The organism is Caballeronia eucalypticola (genome assembly GCF_047608185.1).
GTDB lineage: Bacteria > Pseudomonadota > Gammaproteobacteria > Burkholderiales > Burkholderiaceae > Caballeronia.
In genome coordinates, this window is sequence record NZ_JBLKRU010000053.1 from 1 (window position 1) to 23,842 (window position 23,842).

Below are 23,842 nucleotides of genomic sequence, written 5' to 3' on the forward strand. Positions count from 1 at the left end.
CGAAAGCCATTTGATGTGACCCGCTGCTTCGCATAAGAGTTACGACGGCGACCGGCAAGCCCTAATCGTCGACTGGCTAGAAGCCACCCAATTGAATGGGATGCCGTGCCGCCGTCCCCCGAAGCGCAGCAAAGCGGATCGCCCGCAACGCGAGCCAGTTCTGGATTGGTGCCGGAGGTTTGGCAACCACAAGTATTGTGCAAACCTGATGGACGCGTTGCGGCACCAATGTTCTTCTGGGGTGGCGAAGCCACCAGGGCGAGAGGCAATTGATGTACGCCGATCGCTTGAGCCTGATGGGTGTCTGGCGCGATCCGTCGCAGCCATGAATTGAAGAAACGGGTGCGATCGGCTACTGCATTCGGTCAGTGGAATCGATATCGGCCGCTTAGGCAGCCGAGGGTGTTGTTTGTTCACTTGACACTTGGTCCGCTAATGGGTGTCGACGATCTGGATGATCGTGTCGAGTCACCGGTTCTGGCCGACAAGCGAACGCTCGCCGGCCACGGAAGCTAGACTTCCGTTTGCTCAGCCATCTCGAGTGCGTCGTCAACTTCGATCCCAAGGTATCGCACCGTGCTCTCGATCTTTGTATGGCCCAACAGCAGTTGGACCGCGCGCAGGTTCTTGGTCCGGCGATAGATCAATGATGCTTTCGTTCGTCGCATTGTGTGCGTACCGTATGCGCTGTCGTCAAGTCCGATCGACGCGATCCAACGATGAACGATGCGCGCATACTGACGCGTCGACACATGCGCTGAAGCATGCAGCCGGCTTGGAAACAAATAGTCGGCAGGCTTCAAACCTCGGGCAGAAATCCAAGCCGAAACACTTTGACGACTCTGCTCCGTTATTTCAAACTGCACCGGTCGATGCGTTTTCTGCTGCGTGAAAGTCGCGCGAGCCACCACATGGCTTCCCATGCAGATATCCTGGACCTGCAGTCGCGTCAGATCGCATGCCCGGAGCTTACTGTCGATTGCCAAGTTAAACAGTGCCGACTCGCGAGCGTTGGATGACATCTGAAGTCTTGTTCGAATTGCCCAGATCTCACGAAGCTTCAACGGAGGCTTCTGTCCGGTCAGCCTCCCCTTATTCCACGGTACCGGACGAGCGGGCAAACAATTAAGCGCTTCCATCGCAACCTCCTCTTTGATGAAGGGAGATCAATCTTGCGCTCGGCCGAGCGGTCGCTGTTCGACCCACAAGAGACCTTGAACAAACCACTAAGCGGTCATTCAGGCTGCCGTCCCCATGGGATACTACCAACTCGATCTCGGCTCTATTCATGAATAGCCGCCTATAGCCAACAGCACGAAGGTTTGCGCAATGACTTTAAACGCCGGCGAGACGACGATGTGGCAGTTGGTGCAGCTTTACACGGGTCGAGTCGGATACCGGCGTGGCGTGAAGTCAGAAGGACTATTTGCCGACCCTCCAGTCATTGACTGCTCTGGGTGGACCAGACTGCTTCTCACGAAAGCGATGCGAGCAGAAAACGAAGCTGCTGACCGCGCTATATTTGCTGCTGACGATGTGGATGCCCTGCAAGTGTGGTCGGATCGGATCATTCAGGAAATTGAGTCGCGGACAGGGTTTGTTCTTGAGGGGCGAGAGATCACGGCCTTCAGTGTTCCGCGTTGCGCCACCATCGGGCTGAAAATGGGAGAACCCAACTGGGCGGGTAACCATCCCCGTCCACGCGGTATAACTCACATTGTTCAGGTTGTTCGTCGCTCGGAAGATGACGCGCCGTTTGTCTCCGAGTCGTTCAGCGGTTCGGTTTCACCGGGAATAAGTCTCACGCCGCTCGGAGAGTGGCTCGACCTTTCACAGCCGCACCTCCGCTCCGGCGAAATGTGGGCCGTCGATCCGTTTCGGTTGGCTCAGAAAATTGAACGACCGCCTTGAGCGTCTCTTCGTGGCCGAACCGGGTCCGACAGGTTCCTCAGTCGTCTAGCTCAATGCGGTAGCGAAGAGACTCAGCGAGTCCATAGGCCGCCGTCTTTCTGAAGCGCTCGATCAAGACACCATTGCAGGCTGCGATAACCCTCTGCGAGGCTATATTTTCGGGATCAACCGTTAACTCTACGTAGGGCAAACCTTGTCGCCTCGCTTCGCCCAGCATCAAATTGAGCGCCTGCCGTGCGTAGCCGTGGCCTCTCTTCCACGGCACGACTGAGAAACCGATATGTCCGAGTACATACGGCGGCAGTTCGGCAGTTCCGGCCTGCCAACGAAATCCGATTGCGCCGCAAACGTCGCCGTCCCAAATCCATCGGACAACGCTCGGCAGGCGGGCGACAGTCGAGCCATCGGGCAAAGGAATCGGGCCGCCCGATGCGGTCGGGTCATCCAGGCCGTCGACAAACGCCTCCGCGTTCACTTCGATAGCGTGCAATTGTTCGCGTGCAGCGACCTCTTTACGAACGTTGTCAGGTGACCAACCCGCCTCAAGTGCAGAAATGTAGCTCGGCAGCAATGCAGTCGTAGGTCTCAACAGTTCAATTGCGCGCATTTTTTGTTCGGTGCATGTCAGGGAGCAATGATTGTCAACAGTTTAAGCGGTGCCATCGAATGTCTCAAAATGGCCGTTTCCCGCCTGACGGCGAGCATCAGCAGCTGACCGACAAGTGGCCAGCGGGGTGAGCAAATAAGCAAACTACTCCCAGAAATTGTAAATGATTAGTAAGCTGCTGTTGTCGTGCTTAAGGAATGAGCGATTATGCGGACTCTAAAAACATGGTAGAACTCTGCCTTCTGTGACGTGCCGATTCGGACCAGTCCCACCCGAGTTTTTTTACACGGCTTGATGGGCAATTCGCCATGATCGACACCCCAAAATACGATCCCGACCTCGTCTCCGCTCATACAACCGCTGCCACCGCGTCTGTCGCCCGCTGGGTAGCGCTGCAACATGGCTTTCCAGTGCAGGAGTGCCATCTGATTCGCCGTGGTCTGAACGATAATTATGCACTGCGTGCAGTCGACGGAACTCGGTACGTGGCACGCCTATATTCGATCCGCCCGCGCGGTGGCTTCAACATCGATTTCGAAGCCGCACTACTGGCGCACCTGGCGACCAAAGGAGCAGGGGTGGCGACGCCAGTATCGGCCGCAGACGGGCGGACGCACATCCAACTGCAATTCCCCGAAGGTCCGCGCGCACTGGCTTTGTTCCGCCATGCAAACGGCACGACGCCCGACACGCTGGACGAATTCGAGTTGACCGGCAAAGCGTTGGCCTACATACACAATGCGGCGCGCGACTATGCTGGGCCGCCAAGTCGTTACACAATTGACGGTCATCACCTTGCTGGCAGGAGCTTGGTCTATTTGAAGGGGCACCCGGAACTAGATGCAGAGCTGTTTGAAACGTACCACCGGTTGGTATATCGCCTGCTTGAAGAATTAGCCGTGGTCGAGGGCGGCCTAACGCGGGTCATCTGCCACGGCGACACGCACGGCTTCAACAATCATGTGGCCATGAGCCGGGGCGACACTAAGAAAACAGTGTTCTTCGACTTCGACGATGCAGGCCCGGGCTTCCTCGCATACGACTTGAGCGTGCTGCCGTGGTCGTACTTGTTTCGTAAAAGTCTCAAGGAACCCGACGACGCGCTCCGCGAGCGTTGGACGCACTACTTGAGTGGCTACCGCGCCGGTCGAGGCGGGGTGAGCGAACATGACCTAGCCGCGTTGCCGCTATTCATTCAGCTTCGGCATCTATGGAACCTTGGCGAGGCAGCCGGGCGGTTACATCACTGGGGGACGAGTTCTGTGTCTGCGGATTGGCTGCGAAAACAGGTCGAGATGTTCGAGGCATGGAAAGAGCTGGATTTACGCGCCTGACGAGCTACCGTTGGCCCCGCCGCTGCGGGGCAGACGCCCTACAACCTGACTGTCAGCAATTTAGATGTAGCCCTCGACCGTCGCTTTGTGGCCGGTGCTAGCCGCACATGGTCCGATACTGAACCGGCTCATTTGGAGCCTGCAACGACGCCTGACCAGGCATCCCGTGCAGGCCGCGAACCTCTGCGACGGGCCTATTTCGGCGGCGGAGATCGGCGGATATCCCGATTTCTTCACGGTTGCCCGCTTCTGATCGAAGTTCGACTTCGAGTCGAATGCTTTTATAAATTGTTCGCGCGTGAGCGTGTCGGCATGATCATTCCCTGGCAAGCGGAGGGTAGAAATGATGTCGAACGTGTCGTGATCGAGCTTCGTCATGAACTGACTGCCGTTCGTCCAGACCACCCGCTTGCCATCCGTGTAAGTGCTCAGATCGTCACTCTGTTCCCACGCATTTCTTTCGCTCTGTGGAGGCCGCAAGCACAGCGAGAGTTCCTCCAGGCACTTCGGTGACGGCTGTGCTCTCGTCGCCATTGACGCCACCGCCACGCAAAAAAACGCTTTCGAATCGATGTCACAGCGCCGCAGTCAGGCGCTCCACGGTTAGTTGGAGCGAGAGGCAGCGTTGCTGCGTCTGGAAGGCTTCATGCCGACCAATATATGGTTTATGACGGCGCATCTCGTTGAGCGCGATAGTCGCTGCGGGCAGCAACTTCGGGCCTTACACGCAGGCAGGGCAGTGGTGGCGTCTGTTGACGTCCGTGTTCATCCACGCGGGGTTTTTTCACCTGTTTTTCAATATGCTTGTGCTCGTGCAAAGCGGACGCGTCGCCGAGAGGTTGTTCGGTACGGCGCGCTTCACCGTGCTCTACGTGTTCGCTGGTCTGACGGGCAGTCTCGCCAGTCTTCTGTGGCGTCCAGGCGTCAACAGCGTGGGTGCATCGGGCGCGATCTTCGGTGTGCTTGGCGCCATCGTCGCGTATCTCCTGCGCCACGGCAGCGTTGTGCCGCGCGCGCTTTATCTGCGGCACCTGCGTCTCGCGCTGGCCTTCATTGTCTATACATTGCTAAGCGGCTTCAGGCATTAAGGCATCGACAACGGGACGCATCTTGGCGGCCTGTTCGGTGGCTTGATGCTCGGGCTGCTGCTTGCACCGCCGCCCGATGAATCGACCGAAACGCGCGACCAGCGCACAATGGCGCTTGGCATTTCCGCAGTGCTCGCGTGTGGTCTTATCGGCGGCATGATGTGGTCACTCGGTGATCTGGCGACGCGCCCATATCGTCAAGAAATAATGCAGTTCTCTAAAGTCATCGTGCAGTCGAGCGATCTGGAAAAGCGCGCAATCGCAGATGTGAATACGCTAAAGCGTTATCCGACGACAACCGACGGCGGGAGGGCTGTGGCCGGCCGGATTCGCGGCAAACTCGTGCCGGAATGGTAACGGCTCTACGACTCGACGGAAGCCGCGCAGGTGCCACCGGATTCCGCCGAATGGAGAACACGCAAGAGTCTGCTGACCTATTACGGCGATACGCTGAAGCAGCTTGAACTCATGGCGAACATGATCGAGGCGAAGCAGCTCGACGACAAGGTGTCGACAACGCTCGTCCAGTTGCTCGTGCAGAAAGTGGATCACGAACGGGCGGAGATGCTGAAGCGCGGCGTGACTTCCTAGCACGGCGGCTTTGCAATCAAACAGACGCGAAGACGCAGCGAGTGTCGTGACTTTCGGCTAGAGCGTTTGCGCCGCCGCACTCGCAGCGGAAAAGCCAGCTACTTGGGCGCTGCCGGCGAAGGATCGATCCTGGCCGAATTCCTGACGAACTGATCCGTCATCGCGGCCGCGACCGGGTTTGCGCCCGAGCCTGGCTTCGAGCTACGTTGGTCCGTGGCGGCGCGAGCGGCGGACATATTCGGCGGAGGTAACGATGGATCGAGCTTCGCCGATTCCCTGACCAGTTCATCCGTTTCCGGTGTCGCGCCTTGAGCGGCGGTAGCACGACGATCGAGACCGTCTCGTCCTCGCTGGCCGCGCTGCGCTGAGACGACCTTCGGCGCACCCGAGTCCTGCACATTCACCGACGCGACTGCCGTCGACGGCGCTTTCTTTGCTTGTGCTTCCGGTTTCGGTTGCCCGGTGACTTGCGCGGTCGCAGGACTGGACGCGAGTGCGGCCGTCTTGGGCACAGGTGCTACTGCCGGACCAGAAGGCGCCGGCGGCTGCACGATGCCTGTACTTTGCGTGATTGCGCCAGACGGCTGTGTTTGGCCGATGCTGCCTTCCGTCACGTGGTCGCCCGCGACCGGATCGGCGACGGGAGGGCGTGCGGATTGATCCATGGCGGCCGAAACTTCTGCCATTGCACGGCGGTCAGCCTGAAGGAACACCAGGTAAGTGGCCCCTGCTGCACCGATCAGGAGCGCGCCAATAATCATCAAAATCTTTCGGTTGTTCATCATGCTCACCGATGGTCCTGCAACGATATGGACTAGCTATGGTAAACGAGTAATCGCGGATTTCGTCAGACCAATCCAGTGACACGGGACCTGCCAAGCAGGAAGGGGCGGGCGGTATCCAGAGCATTTCAATCCGGACCAGTTATGGATTGAAGTAGTCCCAAGCGATTCGCGTGGTGACCTTTCACGTCGCAGGGGTCCCGACGCGCACGCTGGAGCTTAGCGCAACCATTTTCGCGATTGTTATGGTGAAGGAGATCCGTAGCGAGCCGAAGACGCACGCTCTCCTCGGAACATCTTCACACGCTCATGGCCTGCTCGCCGGTCATCAGCAAGCCGAAGGCATCGGCGCTCAAGGGCCTGCCGACGAGAAATCCCTGGATCTCGTCGCACATCATGCTTTGCAGCTTGCCCAGTTGCGTCGCGGTCTCCACTCCCTCGGCCACCACATCCATCTCGAGGGAATGAGCGAGCGCAATGATCGCCGATACGATCGCGCTACCCTCGTTGCCCGGTTCGTCCAGCCCGTTGGTGAAGAAGCGGTCGATCTTCAGTTGCTTGACCCGGAACCGCTGGAGGTAAGCGAGGCTGGAATAGCCGGTGCCGAAATCGTCGATGGCGATATCGAAACCGTTTTTCTGGAATTGGCGAATCATCTCGATCGTGCGCGGCGCGTCCTGCATCGCGACGGTTTCAGTGATCTCGAACATGATCTGCTCGCACGACACTTGTTCTTCCAGCACGATCGCCGTCAGCCGCTCGACCAGATCCGGTTGCGTCAATTGCCGCGGCGACAAATTGATCGCCACCTTGACCGGCGGCCGGCCCTCGAGCGCCCAGCGCCGGATCTGCCTGCATGCTTCTCGCAGCACCCAGGCGCCGATCGCGACAATCTGCCCGGATCGCTCGGAGATGGGGATGAACTCCATCGGCGGCAACGAACCAATCTGCGGATGGTTGAGCCGGATCAGGGCCTCGGCGCCGACGAGACCGCCGCTCTTGCCGTTGAATTTAGGCTGGAAATTGAGCGAGAAATAGCCGAGTTCCAGCGCGTCGTGCAGTGCCTGCTGGATCTGCAGCGTGCGCGTAGCGGCCTCGTTCATGCTCGCCTCGAAGAAACGATAACTGCCGCGGCCGCCACGCTTGGCCTCGTACATCGCGGCATCGGCGTTCATGAGCAGCGTCTCGACCGTCGTGCCGTCCTGCGGATAGAGCGAAATGCCGACGCTCGGCACGACCTGCAGCGGCTGGCCGTCGGACCACACGCCGTGGCGCATGCGCTCCAGCATGCTCGAGGCCATGGTCTCGGCATCCTTGGCCGACTGGATGTCCGTCAGCATCACCACGAATTCGTCACCGCCGAGCCTCGCGACCGTGTCGCCGCCACGCACGCAGCGCAGCAGCCGCTGCGAGAACGCCTTGAGCACCTCGTCGCCTACCGAATGGCCGAGTGAGTCGTTGATCATCTTGAAGCCGTCGAGATCGAGGAACAGGACGGCGAACAGGGTCTGGTTGCGGCTCGCGGTAGCGACGGCGACTTCCATGCGCTCGGTCAGCGTGCGCCGGTTTGGCAGGTCAGTCAGCGTATCGAAGGTGGCCATGCGCAGGACCTGGCCGTTCAGCGCCGAGACGGATCCGGCGAGAAGCATCGCCCGGGTGTCCAGGCGTGACAGCACGAGCGTCACGATCAGGATGGCGAAGGTAAAGATCGTCACGGTGGTTGCGAGCCACTGGGCGTTCACGCCGTTGGCCGCCGCGCAGATCGCGCCGAGCGGAAATGCGGCAGCGGCCATGCCGGTGTAATGCATGCCTGTGATCGCGATGCCCATCACTAGAGCCGCGCCGACGCGCTTCCCGATAACGTAGCGCTGCGAGCTGTCCGAGAGATTGCGTGCAATCCAGAGCGCGGCGATTGAGGCGACGATCGCAATGCCGATCGACGCAGCGAACAAGACCGGATCGTAAATGATGCCGGGCTCCATGCGCATCGCGGCCATGCCGGCGTAGTGCATGCCCGCGATGCCAAGCCCCATCAGGATGCCGCCCACCACGAGGCGGCGCGTCGACATGCTCCTGCCGACGATGATGTTGAGCGCGAAATAGGAGACGACGATAGCGATCAGCAGCGACGCCCCGGTGATCTTCAAGTCATAGCCGAGCAGGATAGGCAGCGAAAACGCGATCATGCCGACGAAGTGCATCGACCAGATGCCGAGCCCCATGGCCCCTGCGCCGCCCGCGATCCATGCACGGCGCTGCCGTTTCGTTTCGAGCAGGGAAATACGCGCTGATATGTCGAGGACGGTGTAAGACGCAAGTGCCGCGACGATCAGCGACAGTACGACCAGCCATGGATCATAAGCGCTTTGCATGCTCAATTCCGTAAGAGTCTTGTGTCCTTCTCTTAGCGGCATGCGTCAATAAAACTTAAGCAAACACATAGGGAAAGTGGAATTTTTCGCTCTGTTCAGGCTATGTTCACCGTTTGTTTAGTTTCTGTTGGACAGGGAGCGGATGGAATCGCGCCGGTGGGCGGGTTGTCGATCAGTGATGGAGCTCACTTTGATGAGACGTGAGCTGACAACTCAGGTCCGCCAGCCCGGACCGTCAGGAAAGTCATATTGATCGAGCGAGGCCGCGTGCATTTCGATGCTATATCCCGGCCGCTGCGGCGGCATGTATCGGCCGTTTTGAATCACGACCGGATCGACGAAATGCTCGTGCAGATGATCGACGTATTCGAGCACCCGGTTTTCCAGCGACCCCGACACGCAGATATAGTCGAACAGCGAAATATGCTGGACGTACTCGCATAAACCAACGCCGCCCGCGTGCGGGCACACGGGCACGCCAAATTTGGCCGCCATCAGCAACACGATAATCACTTCATTCAGCCCGCCCAGGCGGCAGCTGTCGATCTGACAAAAATCGATTGCCTGCGCCTGCAGCAACTGCTTGAACATCACCCGGTTCTGGCAATGCTCGCCCGTCGCGACGCCGATCGGACGAATCCGTTCGCGGATGGTCGCATGGCCGAGAACGTCGTCGGGGCTCGTGGGTTCCTCGATCCACCACGGATCAAATTCCGCAAGACGCCGCATGTTCGAGACGGCTTCATCGACTTCCCACACCTGGTTTGCATCCATCATCAGCTTGCGGTCATCACCAATCTCTTCGCGCAGGATGCGAGCCCGGCGCATATCTTCTTCGATATTGCCGCCCACCTTCTGCTTGAAATGCGTCCAGCCTTGCGCCACGCCTTCACGCGCTAACCGGCGGATCTTGTCGTCGTCGTAACCGAGCCAGCCGGCCGAAGTGGTGTAGGCCGGATAGCCCCGCGCCAGCATCTCCTTCTCGCGTTCGCCGCGGGTCTTCGCATGGCGGTGCAGGATGGCGATAGCTTCGTTCGGTGTGATTGCATCGGTGACATAGCGGAAATCGAGGCAACGCACGAGCGCTTCAGGGCTCATGTCGACGAGCAGTTTCCACACCGGCTTGCCTTCCGATTTGGCCCACAAGTCCCAAGCCGCGTTAACCACGGCGGCCGTCGCCAGATGGATCGCTCCCTTATCCGGGCCGATCCAGCGCAGTTGGCTATCGGAGGTGATGGCGCGCCAGAACTCACCCATGTTCGCGGCAATATCCTCAAGCGTCTTGCCGACAACAAGGGGACTAAGCGCCTTTACCGCAGTCACGCAAATCTCGTTGCCGCGCCCGATGGTGAACGTGAGGCCATGACCTGTGAGTCCCTGCGGTGAATCGGTTTCGAGCGTTACATAGGTGGCCGAGTAATCCGGCGCGGCATTCATCGCGTCGGAGCCGTCGAGTGAACGCGAGGTCGGAAACCGGATGTCCCGGACGGACAGCTTGGTAATCGTGGTCAATTGACTTTTCTCCTCAGTAAACAAGAAGGAGCAACGAGGGTCGCGGCGCCGGCCAAGCGCCGCGACCCTTCTTCCTCTCTCGTCGCGCTTTGAAAGCGACGGTTAATCGTAGAGAACGGCTGAGATCTTCGGATCGTTGATGTTGCTCTTGTCGTACCAGTAGAAGCCCGTGTCGACCTTCTTGGGCAGCGTCTCGCCCTTCAACGCCTTCACTGCGGAGTCGACCACGCATTTGCCGATGCCGATCGGGTTCTGCGTAATGGCGCCGTACATCAGGCCAGAATTGATGTCGTCCTTTTGCTCCTTGCCGGAGTCGTAACCGATCAGGATGAGCTTCTTGCCCGACTCCTTCACGCCGATAGCAGCACCTTCCGCCGAGCCTTCATTCGAGCCAAAAATACCCTTGAGGTTCGGATTGGCCTGGATCATCGTCTTGGCGATTTCAGCCGATTTCAAATGATCGCCGCCGCCATACTGGACCGAGACGATTTTGATGTTCGGATGCTTCGATTTCATCTCGTTGAGGAAACCATCGCGTCGATCAACGCCGGTGCGGCTGGTCTGGTCGTGCACGATCAAACCGACTTCGCCGGAATTGCCGACCGCTTCCGCCATCTTGTCGGCGGCGAGTGCGGCCGCGGCAACGTTGTCCGTTGCGCACGTGGTCAGCGGAATGTCGCTGTCGACGCCGGAGTCGAAGGCGATGACCGGTATCTTGTTGGACTGTGCGCGCTTGAGAAGCGGAATGGCCGCTTTGCTATCGAGCGCGGCAATGCCGAGGGCTTGGGGCTTCTTCGCGAGCGCGGCCGAGAGCATGTCGATCTGCTTGTCGACCATGGCCTCGGTCTCCGGACCCTCGAAGGAGATCCGGACGTTCTGCGCCTTCGCCGACTGTTCCGCGCCGGCTTTGACGGCCTGCCAGAACTGGTGCTGGAAGCCTTTCGAAATAAGCGGAATATAAGGTTCGTCCGCGCGCACCACACTGGTCGCGCCAATGAGCGCACCCACGCCGACTACGACACCGATCAGTCTTCTTTTCAACATGGTGGTTCTCCTCCTAAGGTTGGCTATTAACCTTCAGCCGTTGGGGGAGCCTTGGCGCTCCCTTTTCTTGATTTTTGGGTTCTGTCCCGCGCGGCGTCAGCCTTTCTTGCGCCGCAAAATGTCGGCATAGACCGCGAGAATGATGATGAGGCCGGTGACCACGATCTGCCATTCCTGAGCGACCGACATGATGCGCAAGCCGTTGGTCAGCACGCTCATGATGAACGCGCCGATGATCGTGCCCAGGATCGTTCCCGACCCGCCGCTGAGCGATGTTCCGCCGATCACCACGGCGGCTATTGCTTCAAGTTCGTAACCTTGGCCGAGCGCCGGCTGCGCAGAATTCAGGCGCGACGCGATAAGCAATCCGGCGATGCCGCAAATGGCCCCGCTCAGGCCGTAGATAGCAATCTTCCACCTGTCGACATTCACCCCGGAAAGGCGCACGGCTTCCTCGTTGCTGCCGAGCGCAAAGGTATATCGGCCAAGCGCAGTACGGTTAAGCGTGATGGAACTCACGACCGCCAGGAAGAACAGGATCAGGACCGCATTTGGAACGGGCAGGCTCGGGAATACATAGCCGATCAACGAATCCTGGGAGATCCTGTAGAAGTTTTCGGTGTCGGTGAAATAGATGGGTTTGTCGGCCGAGACGACGAGCGAGAGTCCCTTCAGCAGCAACATCATGCCCAGGGTGGCAATGAATGGCGGGATCTTCATTTTCGCCGTGAGCGTGCCGGAGAGGGTCCCGCACAGCGCGCCGGTGACAATGGCAGCGATCACTCCGATCGACATCGGCAAGTGCCAATAGGTCAGGAATACGCCGCAAATAACGGCCGTAAAAGTCATCAACGTGCCGACGGACAAGTCGATGCCGCCCGTGATAATGACAAACGTGCAAGCGATCGCCAGAACGCCGTTGACCGCCGTCGCCTGCAGAATCCCGAGCATGTTGTCCATCTGCATGAACGCGGGCGAGGCGAAGCTGAAAAACGCCAACAGCAACACGAGGCTCCCGAAGGCGAGCAGCTTTTGCAGGGCGGTCGGCGAGAAGAGGCGGGCTCTCAGCGCGGACGCCCGTCCTTGATTACCCAGCGCCGAAGTATCCGATGGCAGTGTCATAAAACGGACCGCTCCTCTAAAGACTTATGCCGCTTTCAAGGTTTCACGCTGCGTCGCCAATTGCATGATGCGCTCCTGCGTCGCCTCCGTGGCTGAGAGTTCGCCGGTAATGCGGCCCTCGCACATCACGACAATACGGTCGCTCATGCGCAGGACTTCCGGCAGTTCCGATGAAATCATGACGATCGCCTTGCCCTGGTCCGCGAGCGAGCGCAGCAGCTTGTAGATTTCGCTCTTGGCGCCGACGTCGATGCCGCGCGTCGGTTCATCGAAGAAGAGCACATCGCAGTCGCGCTCAAGCCATTTGGCGATGACAATTTTCTGCTGATTGCCGCCCGACAGCAGCCGCACTTCCTGGGTTGCGGAGGGCGTCCGAATGGCGAGCAGATTGATGAAGTGGGCGGCTGTCCGGCGTATCTGGTTGCGGCGCAAGAAAACGTTGAGCGACAGGAACTTGCCGAGATTGGACATGACAATATTCGATTCGACGTCCATTCCCGTTGCAAGGCCGAAGCGCTTGCGGTCTTCCGAAAGATAGCCAATGCCGCGCGCCACCGCGTCGGCCGGCGTCCTGATCGTCGCCTTCGCGCCTTTCACGACAATTTCGCCGGACTCGATCGGATCGGCGCCGAACACCGCGCGGGCGACCTCGGTTCGACCGGCGCCCATCAGTCCCGCAAAGCCCAATATCTCGCCTTTGCGCAGCACGAAGCTTACGTCCCTGACCAGCGGGCCGGCGTTCAGGTTCTTGACTTCGAGGGCGACCTCGCCTGCGCCTGCGATGCTTTGAGAAGGCGCGGCGTCGGTCAGCGCTCGCCCGACCATCATGCCGATAATCGATTCGACGCTGGTGTCGCGAGCGTTGACCGTGGCCACGTATTCGCCATCGCGCAACACGGTGACGCGGTCGGAAATCTGCTTCAGCTCGTCCATCTTGTGCGAGATATAGATGATGCCCACGCCCCGGCTCTTGAGCTCCCGGATGATGCGAAACAGCTCGGCAATCTCGGTGTCGTTGAGCGCCGAGGTAGGTTCGTCCATGATCAGGACACGTGAATCGAAGGACAGGGCCTTGGCGATCTCGACCATCTGCTGGCTGGCGACGGTGAGAGTGCCAACAAGGGCACGCGGGTCGAGATTCACGTGCATGCGGGCGATGATGTCGCGCGCTTGTGCGTTAAGTTTGTCTTCGTCGAGGAACAGGCCGAGGCGTCCGCGCGGCTCCCGGCCGATGAACATGTTCTGGGCGACGGTCAGATGATTCATCAGCTGGAGTTCCTGATGAATGATGCAGACACCCATGGCCTGCGCCTCGCCCGGGCTTGTGAAGTCGACGGGCTGGCCGTCATAGAGCATTTCGCCGGAATCCCGGGTGTAGACGCCGGCCAGGATTTTCATCAGCGTCGACTTGCCGGCACCGTTTTCGCCCATGACCGTGTGGACTTCACCCGCCATGAGTTCGAACTGGATTTCGTGAAGCGCCCGCACGCCGGGAAAGCTCTTGTTGAGCCTCTTGACGGAAATGAGCGGGGTCATGGAGCGGATTTGATGACAATTTCGCGAAGGCCGCGGGCCTGATCGCGAGAAGCGGGGCGGAAAAGCGCCAGGCGTTGATACCCCGGCCGTAGCGAGGTATTGCAGTGAAAACTGCTTGTGAAATCGCAACGAGAAGCCAGACGCATTGCTAAGCCCCCAAACCGATGTGCCCCGATTCTACGATGCCAGACGGCAGCGGCTCAACGGTAGGCATTCCCTAGTGTCTGACGTAGACGGCTCTAACGTCGCGCTTTCACTTTTGCCCTGACTGTTCGCCGAACGCCGGATCAAGGCAGTCCTAAGCATTGAATTCGCGAAGATGGCGACATCGTTGAACGTGGGTAAGCCGACCGATGCGATCGAAGAATCCTGATCCATCGCGGTGACCCCGCTCTTTCGTTTGCACGCATCTCCTCCGATATTTCTTTCCTCTTTCCCTACCAGCCCCCGGAATAAATACGAATCGAAATCCGTTTAGCACTGCATCCCGGAATGCTAATGCGAATGATTGGCATTGTCATGTGCGTAAACGAGCGGCGATCGTAATTAAAAAATAGGGGATATGTAAACATCATGAAAGTGAATCAGAAATACTTGAGAACGGGATTGCTCCTTCTGGCTGGTGCGGCGCAAATAGATCGCGCTATCGCGCAGCAGGTTCAAGACGCGTCTCAACCGGCAACCTTGCCGCCCATTCAGGTTCATGGCGCTGCGCTGTCGAGCTACAGTCCTTTCAATGGCGACGACACCATCAATGACCCGAAGCAGGTCAGCGCGGCCAGCAAGACCGGCACAAAACTGGAGGACCTGCCGTCCAACGCGCAGGTCATCCCGCGCGCGGTGCTCTCCCAGCAGGGCGCGACCATGTTGCGCGAAGGTTTGAATAACGCGAGCGGGGTCAACGTAGGCGGTCAGGACACGAAGGGCTATTACGATCACTTCCTGATCCGCGGCCTGAACGCCCAGATCTACAGCGATGGCTACTCCGATGGCGACCTTCTCGGCGGTATCTCGCACTCGCTCAATGGCGTCCAGCGCGTCGAAGTCCTGGAAGGGCCTGGGTCGGCACTCTTCGGCAGCGGGCCGCCTGGAGGCACGATCAACATCGTGCATTACACGCCTTCGCCGGAGCTGCACTATGGCGCAAGCGTGCAAGCCGGGTCGTTCGGCACTGTCTCGAACAATGACTACATCACGGGCCCGACGGGCATTGCGGGTCTTAATTATCGGGTCGATGCCACCTTCTCGCATTCGGACGGGTTTCGCGACCTGAGCAGTCACGACTATGAGGTGAGACCCGCGCTGCAGTGGGAACTGGATAATCACACGATCGATTTCGCACTGGACCTGCGCGAGATCCATGAAACGCCCGACTCCTATGGACTGATCTATCTGAACGGCACGCCGATTAACAACGTGTCGATCGATTCGAAATACTCCACGCCCTTTGCCTTCGCTCACGGAAACTACGTCCGTCCGACGCTTTCAGATAAGTGGCGGATCAATGATTTCCTTACTATCAACAACCGGTTCTCGTACCTGCATCGCTCGCTCGACGTGCTGGGAAATGGCGACAGTACGAGCACGAAAGTGAGCAATGGCGAGGTGGTAGGGCGTCAATTGCGCCAGCAGGATGATTCGGACAATACCTTCGACTACCAACTCGAGCCAGTCTGGCGCTTTGGAACTGGCAGCGTCGCTCACACGTTGCTGACGGGCTTCGAATACCAGCACCAGACAATCGACACGAAGCGCTCAACCGCTGACCTTCCCAACATTGCCGATGCCTTCGCGCCGGTTCCGCCGGAAACCGCCGTCGGCAACCTGACATTCCTCTGCGACGCGAAGCATTCCTGCGACGACGATCATCTCACCGCGAACTATTACAGCATCTACGCGACCGATCAGATCGATGTAACGGACAAGTTCAAGGTGCGTGCAGGGGTGCGCAAGGACTGGTGGGACACGTCGCTGACGCCGCTGATCTCCGTGCCCGGGCGCTTCGGGACCGGCGGCCAGCCGCTTCTCGCCGGCGTCACGGACAGCCGCGACGATGCCCCGGTGAGCTGGAATATTGGGGCGCTGTATAAACTGCTGCCGTGGATGTCTCCGTATGTTGGCGTATCGAAGAGCCATCTCGCCAACTTCAATTCCGAAAATACTCAGAACGGCATTGGTGCACCCGAGTCCGCGCTGCAATATGAGGCGGGCATCAAGTTCGCGTTCCTCGACGATCGCCTGATCCTCAACACGGCGCTCTTCGATGTTTCGCGAGACAACGTCGCCTCGCTTGTCACCCTTAACGGCGCGGAATCCGTCGTGTTCGACAGCCAGAAGACGAAAGGCGGCGAAGTGTCTCTGGATGCCGCCATCACGGACCGCTGGCATGTGTCGGCGAACGTGACGGCTCAGCACGCGGTTATTACCGACAATCCTCAGGGCATCACGTCGGTGGGAAATCATCCGCAAGGTGCGCCGGCGTATATGGCAAACCTGTGGACTACGTATGATTTTGCAATCGCCGGAATTTCAGGGTTCCACGTGGGTGCGGGCTTGAACTATCTGGGCAAGAGTTATAGCGATATCACCAACGTTAACTCGATCCCTTCCTACGTGATCGCCAATGCCGCGTTCGGCTTCGAGGCGCGTCATTGGGGTGTAGACCTTAACGTGCACAACATCACTGACCGTCGATATTTCATTGCCGCCAACGCCGCGGGTGCGTATGTGGGTCAACCGCTAAGCGCTTTTGTCACTGTTCATTCGGATTTTTAGTCTGACGGGACCTTTAATTCGCAACACACGCGAATGGCCGTTTGCTTTGCTCAGGCGAACGGCCTCTTGAGCTGGCTCATTGCATGAAGTACGTCGAACGTCTCGCACACGAGAGGCATCGATTCATCCACGACACGGCCGATCCGAAGACACTCACTAGAGAAGAAACGCCAGTGCTCCTTCTGCCAATACGATAAGGACAGATCCCCTTCACCTTCACTTGCCGCAAACTCGGCGGATACGCGCGCAAAGGGGGTGATCTCTACCGTCGCTGTCTGCAGAACTAGCGCTGGCTGACCATGCCAATCAAGAACAATTTCGATATCTCCAGCCTTCGGTAAAGCGTCGCCCTCGAATTCCCACGACCACAGCAAACTACACGTCGCTCGCTTGATGCCTCCCGCGATAAGCAAAATGAGCGCCTTAGAAAGCGCCTCGGAATCGCCAAAACTGCCAATCCGAACGTCGCCATCCGGCAGGCGGATACCCTGTTCGTGCAATGCATCCACGTGCCGTTCGACGATCGGGTTCATGCCTTCACAATTTCAGGTCGCGGTGCCGGAACTGCGACTTGGCAGCGAATCATTCGAGCCTGAAGAGGGACGAGAACGAAGGTCATCGATCGCCAGAAGCATCCGTCTTGACGCTTGACCGCCACGGCGCCATCGCTTCAAAAACACCGTCACGTCGCACCAGCGCGTGCAATAACGCGGCCGCCAGATGAAGCAGGATTAGTGCAAAGAAGCACAGCGCGAGCACCCTGTGTGCATTCCAGAGCAGCGTGTGTAGCGCGTTGCTATGCGGCAGGATGGCAGGCAAATGGATGCCCAACACCACGACAGGATAGTCCGCGGCCGAGAGCATGCCCCATCCGATTAGCGGAAGCCCGATCATCAATAAGTAAAACGCAAGATGCGATAAGCGGGCGGCGAGTTTCATCGGTTCCGGCATTGACGCCGGCAGCGGCGGCGCGCCGCGCGTCAACCTTACCACCAGACGAATCAGCGCGAGCACAAGAATAATCACACCCAGCGGCTTGTGGATGGACACGAGCGTCAGGTAATCCGGGCGAACGGTGGACACCATTCCCACGCCAATGAACAGCATCGCCAGAATGCAAATCGCCATGAGCCAGTGAAGCGCGCGCTGCAGCGGTGTAAAGCGATTGTGGATCGGGGTCATTGCGTGGCTCCTCCCGCCGGATGGCGCGGATAGTCCTTATCCTCAGCGGTCCGCCGATCGAATGAGACGGCATACGCGGCCGAGCGCGCGGCGGGAAACGGATCGTCGGAGACGTGCATGCCGGGCGGCAGGACAGTAGGATCGAAGTTGATGTCCCGGCACGGCCCGTCATCCTCGGGTTCGATGGCGCTGACCACCAACGTTCCCGCCTCCACCTTGCGTCGGTCATCGGGCCACGCTTTGGTTGGGTCGGCGGTCGGGTCGCCGGGATTGGCGACCGTGAGAACCAGCGTCCATCGTTGCGGTGCGGCTTGCACCCGCTGCGTGATGTCGGCGGCGAGGAAGTCGGCGGCGCGCGCCTTCAGCTGATCAGCGGGGACGGCCTCCGGCTTCGCGGCCGGCACGAAGGACCAGCGCACGGCCTCGTCCTGTCCTGCAGCATTGGTGAAGATGAAGCTGTTGAGGCCGTTGTATTGCTCCTGCGCGTAGGAGGCTGTCCACGGCGCGCTGCCGGCCCAGGCCGCAAAATGACCGAGTTCCGGGTGTGCGGCGGCAAAATTCTTCATCGCGTCCGGATCACTCGTGTTGGCCGATGCCTGAAGCAGTCCGTAGAAGGCCTGCGGCGTGGCGACGGCGAAGAATGGCGCGTTGATCATCGCCGTGCGCCATTCGCTGCCATCAGCGGCGACGATGCGCAGACTCAGGCCACGGACGCGAACGGTGGCGTCGGGCGCCTTGGGGTCCGCCGTAGCCAGGTTGAAACGTCCCGTGACTGGATACGAGCCAGGCGCGAACACCGGCGCCTTGGACAGGGCCACGGCCGCGCCATTCGATTCAAAGTTGCCGGTAAAGCAGACGCCCTTGGCGTGATTGCGCCGAAAGCCTAGTGCCGGGCCGCCCGGCGGCGCCAGAGCGTTGACGATCTTCGTGGGCGTCAGGCGCGCCGGCGAAAGCCAGCCGGCTGTAAAAGCGAATGCGGCGACCAGCACGAGCACGACGACAGCAATCAGCAACAGCGAACGCACTGTGGATGTGTTGGAAGTCGGTCTGTCGACCATCGATTTCTCCCGGTGGGGAATGCCGGGTACGTGTGCCCGGCACAAGTGAGAAAAAGGGACATCACCTGACGCTCATGCAGTCTACGTAAAAAGCGGGTCTTCAGACAATCAAAAATCGTTCTTCTTATATTCCACAGTGGAATACCAGGTCGCGATGCCAATCGTCGCGGCGATGGTATCGGAATATTGTCTCTAAGGCAGGGAGCCCGTGAAGAGGCATGGGGAAGTGGCTAGCGACAGCGCGTTTTATCCATCGCTTAGCATGGCGAATAAATAAATTGGAGCACCTCGCGGGGACTTCAAGGATCGAAAAGCCGCGCCTGTTAAATCACCGGTCAGTGTTGGATGACCTCGGCGCGCGTTCATCCGCGGTGAGTTTGCGCACGATCGCAATGGTCTCGGCATCGGCGGGGAACAGCATTTCAAGCGCCAGCTCGGAAAGCGTGACGTCGGTAGGCGTACCAAAGACCGTGGTGGTATTGAGGAACGACAGAACACCCTGATCCGTCGCGATCCTGAGCGGCGTCGCAAAACGCCGCGAGCCTTCGCCGGCATCCGCAACCGCTTCCGCTTCCGCTTCCACCTGCGGATAAGCGAGGATCTCCGCGAGCAGCGCCTGGACGCCGGGATCCGCCCTGGCTTCGATCTGTTGACGCAGCACGGTGATCACATGCGCGCGCCACTCGGAAAGATTGACGATCCGCGGGGCCATCGCCCGCGAATGCAACATGAGACGCACTGCGTTGACCGGCGGCCGAAGAAACTCCTCTGCAACATCGACGTACAACTGTGGCAGCACAGCGTTCGACAACACGATGTTCCAATGACTGTCGACCGCGAAGGCTGGATAAGGTTTGTGCGCCTGTATGACTTGCTCGATCGCTTGCCGCGCGGCGGCGAGTTCCTCGAACGACCGCTCCTGATAGGCCGGCGCGAAACCGGCCGACAGGAGCAGGAGGTTGCGCTCGCGAAGCGGCACATCGAGGTGTTCGGCAAGACGGATGACCATCGGCATGCATTACGTGGGAGCCCGGGAAGTCCGGGGCTACGATGCGCTGGAGCAGCGCGTCACCGGCTCGCATGAGAAGAACGTTCGCGATGGCGGTTATCGTTTCAAGGTGAGCGCCGTGCACGCCTTGCAGGACGCAGTCATGGTGGACTGGAGCATGGTCCCGCGCACGGGGGACGCCATTGTCGCCGCTGGCCGCGACATCTTTATAGTCGATGTGAATCATCGTATTCTCATCGACTATCAGTTCATCGTTGGCTAGGGCGATCACGCGCGATGACTGTCATCTCTCCCGCGTCCAGAGGGCGGCGTGCCAAGGCGAAAAAGCTGTGCCGGAGTAGCCCGCGATCTCGCCTCGATTGTTGATCGAGGTCGCCACGCTGCTGTTGCCACCGGGGAGCATGCCCAAGTCGGTCATCACGCCAAGCTCGTACAGAAAGGCGCGAAAATTCCCGCTTGCATCGGTCGACTCGCCGACTACCTGACCGCGATCGTTGATCCCGAGAGCAACACTGATGGTGCCGCCCGGGAGGGTGCCCAGGTCGGTCATCACGCCGTGTTCATACAGGAAGGCGTGCTCGTAGCCGTTTGCGATGGCCGCCTGGCCGACCACCTGGCCGCGATTGTTAAGCGCGAAAGCGGTGCTGCTGTTGCCGCCGGGGAGCCAGCCGAGGTTGGTCATCTCGCCGTGCTCGTATAGAAAGGCCTGGTCGGCGCCCGAGGTTGCACTGGTGGACGAGCCGACCACGTCGCCGCGTTCGTTGATCCCGTAAGCGGCGCTGAAGTAGCCGCCGGATAACGTGCCCAGGTCGATCACCTTGCCCTTTTCAAACAGAACGGCGTGGGTCGCCGTGAGTGCGTTGACCGCCCAGCCGACCACCTGACCGCGCTCGTTGATTGCGTTAGCGACACTGATATTGCCATTGGGAAGTGTACCCAGGTCGGTCATTTCGCCGTGTTCAAACAGAAACGCTTGCTCGTTCAGAGAGGCCTGCTCATTGCCGCCGATTGCCGACCAGCCGACAATCTGGCCGCGCTCGTTGATGCCGTTAGCGGTGGCATGGGTGCCACCCGGCAGCGTGCCGAGATCGATCACCCTCCCGTCTTCATACAGGGTAGCGTGCTGATCCCCGTTCGCGACGTTCGAGAAACCGACCGCTCGGCCGCGCTCGTTGATCGCGCTAGCCTGGCTGGTGTTGCCTGGGAGTGTACCGAGATCCTTGATGACATAAATTGGCGCCTCGGGATGATGGCGTGCGCTTTGGGCTGCGGCAGGCTGGAGTGCAGCCGCCGAGAGCAGGGCGACAGCAATCAATACGTGGTGAACAGAGTACGGGTGGCGAATTCTCTTGCAGGCAAATTCCATAGTGATCCCCTTTATGATCCCGCTACTGAAACATGACCTGAATCGCCATCGCCGATCGGGCCGCAGGCGTGCCACATGAGCTTTGACATGTAAATCGACAAGGACGCAACCGATAAATAGGACGCCATGCTAACGGTCCCATCAGGGACAGGCGGGCGCTAAATGCCTTTTCAAAATTCGCTGAATTTTTGACAACTCACTTCATGACCGCCAAGCAGATATGCACCATTCCCGGTCATCGACTGAGGCACGACTTCTATTCATTCGCAGCGCAAAGCGTTAGGACTTGAGTCTCTACGTTGGTGGGAGGGCGACTGGACTTAGCGTTGTTTTATAACTTAAGGGAATCCATTATTTTTGTCTTCCAATGTGTCCGTATTGCATTGGTCAAGTTCCGGTGTCCTGCACCGAAAGAGGAGATGATCTCATTTGAAAATGTACGCAGACAGAGGCTATGGATCAGTCTAGTCTAAGGAATAGTTTTTTCAACCTGTTAACTGGTGAGGCAGATTAATGACAATGCAAATCGCGATTACCTGCTTTTGTCCAATATCGATTTTCCCAAGGTCTATAGAGGTCTGTCGCGCTCACTGACTTGCGGTCGCCAACGCGTTCGCTGCAGCATGACCTTCCCTAAGCGCAGTCTGCAGTGCCGTCGCATCGCGTTTCGGAGACGTGCCGAACATGCGAGCGTACTCACGGCTGAATTGCGAGGGGCTCTCATAGCCGACTTCAAAAGACGCCGTCTCAACATTGGCGGCGCAGGAAATCATCAGCCGCCGTGCTTCGAGCAAGCGCAGTTGCTTCTGATACTGCAACGGCGTCAACGAAGTCAGCGCCTTGAACTGACGATGAAAAGCCGAAGTGCTCATCTGCGCAACATCGGCCAGGTCCTCTATACGGACCGTTTCCCTGAAGCGGCTGCGCAAGCTGTGCATGGCGCTGATTACACGTTGCGAGGGTCCGTTCGCCAGTGCCAGTCTGGCGACATCATCGCCATGTGGACCGGTGAGAAGCCAATAGCAAATCTCGCGCAGGATCAGCGGGTGAAGCATGGGAATTGCCTTGGGCGTATCAAGCAGGCGCACCAGACGTAGCGCGCAATCCGCCAGCGGACCCTGGAAGTCGGTGACGAAGATGCCGCGGCTTGGTTCCTCGCTCGCGATGGGCGGTGCATCCAGTTCGTCCGCGACGCTTCGCATGATTGCAAGATCCAGCTCGAACGCAAGAACGAGACAAGGCTCGCCGGGACTTGCCTCCACGACACGGCCTATTGACGGCGCCTCGACACCGATCAGCAGCGCCTGCCCAGCACGGTAGACGAGCCGGCTGCCGCCGAACGTCGCCCACTTCGCACCCTGCGCCACAACGCACAGAGCCGGCCTGGAGATCATGTGCGTGGGTTGCTTGGGGTGGTTTGATCGAAGAATGGCCAAGCCGTCGATCGCCGTCATAAAGGGGCTTTCTCCGGGCTGGCGATTCGTATAGCGCAGAAGCGCTTCAGCTAATTCATCCGGCATCACGGGACTCCTTTCACGCTGATTCTGCACCCCGCGCTGGCAGGCCGGGCATTCATAGCCGCGCACAGCCAGGAATAGGCAGGAAATCGAATGGTTTCGGCATTCTCGCGCCAGTATGCCGTCGACATAATAAGCCCATACGTCGGCAGCAAATGACGGAGTCTAAAAGGAAATTAACCTATGTCAGCCAGCAAAGTAGCGATCGTTACCGGCGGTAGCCGCGGGATCGGCCGCAACGCTGTATTGCGCCTCGCCAAGCAAGGCGTGCATGCCATCTTTACCTACAGGTCCAATCGGACGGAAGCCGATAATGTTGTCGCGCTTACCGCCGAGTCAGGCGCACAGGCCATCGCGCTACCGCTCGATACAGGCGATTCGCGCACGTTCGACGGCTTCGCCGGAGAGGTCCGCAAAGCGCTTGCCGAGCTGGGTGTCAAGCGTTTCGATTTCCTCGTGAACAATGCGGGCACGTCGTCCAGCGCGAGCCTCGAAACGATCACCGAAGCGGAGATGGACGCACTCTATGACGTCCACTTCAAGGGCGTGTTGTTCCTGACGCAGAAGCTGCTTCCGCTCATGAAGGACGGCGGCCGTATCGTCAATATATCGTCGGGACTTGCTCGGTTTGCGATGCCAAATCGAATCGGCTACGGGCCAATCAAGGCGGCTGTGGAAGCGTTGACGCGCTACCTGGCCGTAGAGTTGGCGCCGCGCCGGATCACCGCCAATGTCGTTGCACCAGGGGCCATTGCCACGGACTTCAGCGGCGGTATCGTGCGCGACAATCCGCAGGTCAACAAGATGGTCGCAGATCATACGGCGCTAGGCCGGGTCGGTGTCCCGGAGGATGTTGGACCGGTCATCGCTGCACTGCTCTCCGATGATTTCGGCTGGGTGAACGCGCAGCGGATCGAAGTCGCCGGTGGCATGCATATCTAGGGGGTGAGATATCGAGAGAGAGGTTGCACGCTGGTCGAACCAGGCGGGGCGCGAACGAACTTTCGATATCAAAGCGCGCAGCCATCGCCAAAGC

The 23,842-nt window shown here is 59.1% G+C and carries 23 protein-coding genes; 8 read left to right on the forward strand and 15 right to left on the reverse strand.

All coding sequences use genetic code 11. The features are described from left to right. Positions 1 to 512 precede the first annotated feature (512 nt). Positions 513 to 1,139 (reverse strand): tyrosine-type recombinase/integrase, encoded by a 627-nt coding sequence (locus ACMX25_RS34860; protein ID WP_414954435.1) that lies wholly within the window; start codon positions 1,137 to 1,139, stop codon positions 513 to 515. A gap of 190 nt (positions 1,140 to 1,329) precedes the next feature. On the opposite strand from ACMX25_RS34860, the gene ACMX25_RS34865 reads away from it, so the two are divergent. Beyond that, positions 1,330 to 1,911, forward strand: a complete 582-nt coding sequence (locus ACMX25_RS34865) for a type 1 periplasmic-binding domain-containing protein (protein ID WP_414954436.1) — start codon at positions 1,330 to 1,332, stop codon at positions 1,909 to 1,911. Positions 1,912 to 1,948: 37 nt separating this feature from the next. Here the strand turns inward: ACMX25_RS34865 and ACMX25_RS34870 are convergent, their stop codons facing one another. After that, the gene (locus tag ACMX25_RS34870; protein ID WP_414954437.1) at positions 1,949 to 2,518 is read right to left on the reverse strand and encodes a GNAT family N-acetyltransferase; all 570 of its coding nucleotides are present in this window, start codon (positions 2,516 to 2,518) and stop codon (positions 1,949 to 1,951) included. Positions 2,519 to 2,826: 308 nt separating this feature from the next. On the opposite strand from ACMX25_RS34870, the gene ACMX25_RS34875 reads away from it, so the two are divergent. Continuing rightward, complete coding sequence (locus ACMX25_RS34875; RefSeq protein WP_414954438.1) at positions 2,827 to 3,852, forward strand: phosphotransferase enzyme family protein; 1,026 nt, start codon at positions 2,827 to 2,829, stop codon at positions 3,850 to 3,852. A 60-nt stretch (positions 3,853 to 3,912) separates the two neighbouring features. On the opposite strand, the gene ACMX25_RS34880 is transcribed toward ACMX25_RS34875, so the two are convergent. Next, positions 3,913 to 4,386 (reverse strand): hypothetical protein, encoded by a 474-nt coding sequence (locus ACMX25_RS34880; protein ID WP_414954439.1) that lies wholly within the window; start codon positions 4,384 to 4,386, stop codon positions 3,913 to 3,915. A 149-nt stretch (positions 4,387 to 4,535) separates the two neighbouring features. Between ACMX25_RS34880 and ACMX25_RS34885 the strand changes: the two genes are divergently transcribed. From ACMX25_RS34885 to ACMX25_RS34895, 3 genes are read left to right on the forward strand one after another with little or no spacing between them, the layout of a single operon-like run. Further along, positions 4,536 to 4,940, forward strand: coding sequence for a rhomboid family intramembrane serine protease (locus tag ACMX25_RS34885; protein WP_414954440.1), 405 nt, complete (start codon positions 4,536 to 4,538; stop codon positions 4,938 to 4,940). A 45-nt stretch (positions 4,941 to 4,985) separates the two neighbouring features. Continuing rightward, on the forward strand, positions 4,986 to 5,297 hold the full coding sequence (locus tag ACMX25_RS34890; protein ID WP_414954441.1) for a hypothetical protein: 312 nt from the start codon (positions 4,986 to 4,988) through the stop codon (positions 5,295 to 5,297). Positions 5,298 to 5,327: 30 nt separating this feature from the next. Next, complete coding sequence (locus tag ACMX25_RS34895) at positions 5,328 to 5,531, forward strand: hypothetical protein (protein WP_414954442.1); 204 nt, start codon at positions 5,328 to 5,330, stop codon at positions 5,529 to 5,531. Between the two features lie 98 nt (positions 5,532 to 5,629). Here the strand turns inward: ACMX25_RS34895 and ACMX25_RS34900 are convergent, their stop codons facing one another. The 6 genes from ACMX25_RS34900 to ACMX25_RS34925 all read right to left on the reverse strand — a co-directional run bounded on the left by ACMX25_RS34900 (position 5,630) and on the right by ACMX25_RS34925 (position 13,899). After that, a complete protein-coding gene (locus ACMX25_RS34900; RefSeq protein WP_414954443.1) occupies positions 5,630 to 6,316 on the reverse strand; it encodes a hypothetical protein in 687 nt (228 codons plus the stop codon). A 296-nt stretch (positions 6,317 to 6,612) separates the two neighbouring features. Beyond that, positions 6,613 to 8,685, reverse strand: a complete 2,073-nt coding sequence (locus ACMX25_RS34905) for a putative bifunctional diguanylate cyclase/phosphodiesterase (RefSeq protein ID WP_414954444.1) — start codon at positions 8,683 to 8,685, stop codon at positions 6,613 to 6,615. A gap of 213 nt (positions 8,686 to 8,898) precedes the next feature. Next, positions 8,899 to 10,197, reverse strand: a complete 1,299-nt coding sequence (locus ACMX25_RS34910) for an L-fuconate dehydratase (RefSeq protein WP_414954445.1) — start codon at positions 10,195 to 10,197, stop codon at positions 8,899 to 8,901. Between the two features lie 102 nt (positions 10,198 to 10,299). Then, positions 10,300 to 11,241 carry an ABC transporter substrate-binding protein gene (locus ACMX25_RS34915; protein WP_414954446.1) on the reverse strand — a complete coding sequence of 314 codons (942 nt, stop codon included), beginning with the start codon at positions 11,239 to 11,241 and terminating at the stop codon, positions 10,300 to 10,302. A gap of 96 nt (positions 11,242 to 11,337) precedes the next feature. Beyond that, the gene (locus ACMX25_RS34920) at positions 11,338 to 12,363 is read right to left on the reverse strand and encodes an ABC transporter permease (RefSeq protein WP_414954447.1); all 1,026 of its coding nucleotides are present in this window, start codon (positions 12,361 to 12,363) and stop codon (positions 11,338 to 11,340) included. A 24-nt stretch (positions 12,364 to 12,387) separates the two neighbouring features. Then, positions 12,388 to 13,899: a sugar ABC transporter ATP-binding protein gene (locus ACMX25_RS34925; RefSeq protein WP_414954448.1), complete on the reverse strand. Its 1,512-nt coding sequence runs from the start codon at positions 13,897 to 13,899 to the stop codon at positions 12,388 to 12,390. Between the two features lie 573 nt (positions 13,900 to 14,472). Between ACMX25_RS34925 and ACMX25_RS34930 the strand changes: the two genes are divergently transcribed. Then, a complete protein-coding gene (locus ACMX25_RS34930) occupies positions 14,473 to 16,674 on the forward strand; it encodes a TonB-dependent receptor (protein WP_414954449.1) in 2,202 nt (733 codons plus the stop codon). 50 nt (positions 16,675 to 16,724) lie between these two features. Here ACMX25_RS34930 and ACMX25_RS34935 read toward each other — a convergent pair whose 3' ends face one another. The 4 genes from ACMX25_RS34935 to ACMX25_RS34950 form a co-directional block, all read right to left on the reverse strand. Beyond that, on the reverse strand, positions 16,725 to 17,207 hold the full coding sequence (locus tag ACMX25_RS34935; RefSeq protein WP_414954450.1) for an ASCH domain-containing protein: 483 nt from the start codon (positions 17,205 to 17,207) through the stop codon (positions 16,725 to 16,727). Between the two features lie 82 nt (positions 17,208 to 17,289). After that, entirely contained in the window at positions 17,290 to 17,856 is a 567-nt protein-coding gene (locus ACMX25_RS34940) for a cytochrome b (RefSeq protein WP_414954451.1), read from the reverse strand. Then, the gene (locus tag ACMX25_RS34945) at positions 17,853 to 18,914 is read right to left on the reverse strand and encodes a catalase family peroxidase (protein WP_414954452.1); all 1,062 of its coding nucleotides are present in this window, start codon (positions 18,912 to 18,914) and stop codon (positions 17,853 to 17,855) included. Before ACMX25_RS34945 ends, ACMX25_RS34940 begins: the two co-directional genes overlap by 4 nt. A 328-nt stretch (positions 18,915 to 19,242) precedes the next feature. Then, on the reverse strand, positions 19,243 to 19,929 hold the full coding sequence (locus ACMX25_RS34950) for an MmyB family transcriptional regulator (protein WP_414954453.1): 687 nt from the start codon (positions 19,927 to 19,929) through the stop codon (positions 19,243 to 19,245). Between ACMX25_RS34950 and ACMX25_RS34955 the strand changes: the two genes are divergently transcribed. Further along, positions 19,916 to 20,185: a hypothetical protein gene (locus ACMX25_RS34955; protein WP_414954454.1), complete on the forward strand. Its 270-nt coding sequence runs from the start codon at positions 19,916 to 19,918 to the stop codon at positions 20,183 to 20,185. The two genes, ACMX25_RS34950 and ACMX25_RS34955, sit on opposite strands and share 14 nt — an antisense overlap. A 21-nt stretch (positions 20,186 to 20,206) precedes the next feature. Here ACMX25_RS34955 and ACMX25_RS34960 read toward each other — a convergent pair whose 3' ends face one another. Together ACMX25_RS34960 and ACMX25_RS34965 are read right to left on the reverse strand one after the other, a co-directional pair. After that, entirely contained in the window at positions 20,207 to 21,289 is a 1,083-nt protein-coding gene (locus tag ACMX25_RS34960) for an HAF repeat-containing protein (protein ID WP_414954455.1), read from the reverse strand. A 587-nt stretch (positions 21,290 to 21,876) separates the two neighbouring features. After that, a complete protein-coding gene (locus ACMX25_RS34965) occupies positions 21,877 to 22,809 on the reverse strand; it encodes an AraC family transcriptional regulator (RefSeq protein ID WP_414954456.1) in 933 nt (310 codons plus the stop codon). A gap of 180 nt (positions 22,810 to 22,989) precedes the next feature. On the opposite strand from ACMX25_RS34965, the gene ACMX25_RS34970 reads away from it, so the two are divergent. Then, entirely contained in the window at positions 22,990 to 23,748 is a 759-nt protein-coding gene (locus ACMX25_RS34970; protein WP_414954457.1) for an SDR family NAD(P)-dependent oxidoreductase, read from the forward strand. The last annotated feature ends 94 nt before the right edge of the window (positions 23,749 to 23,842 follow it).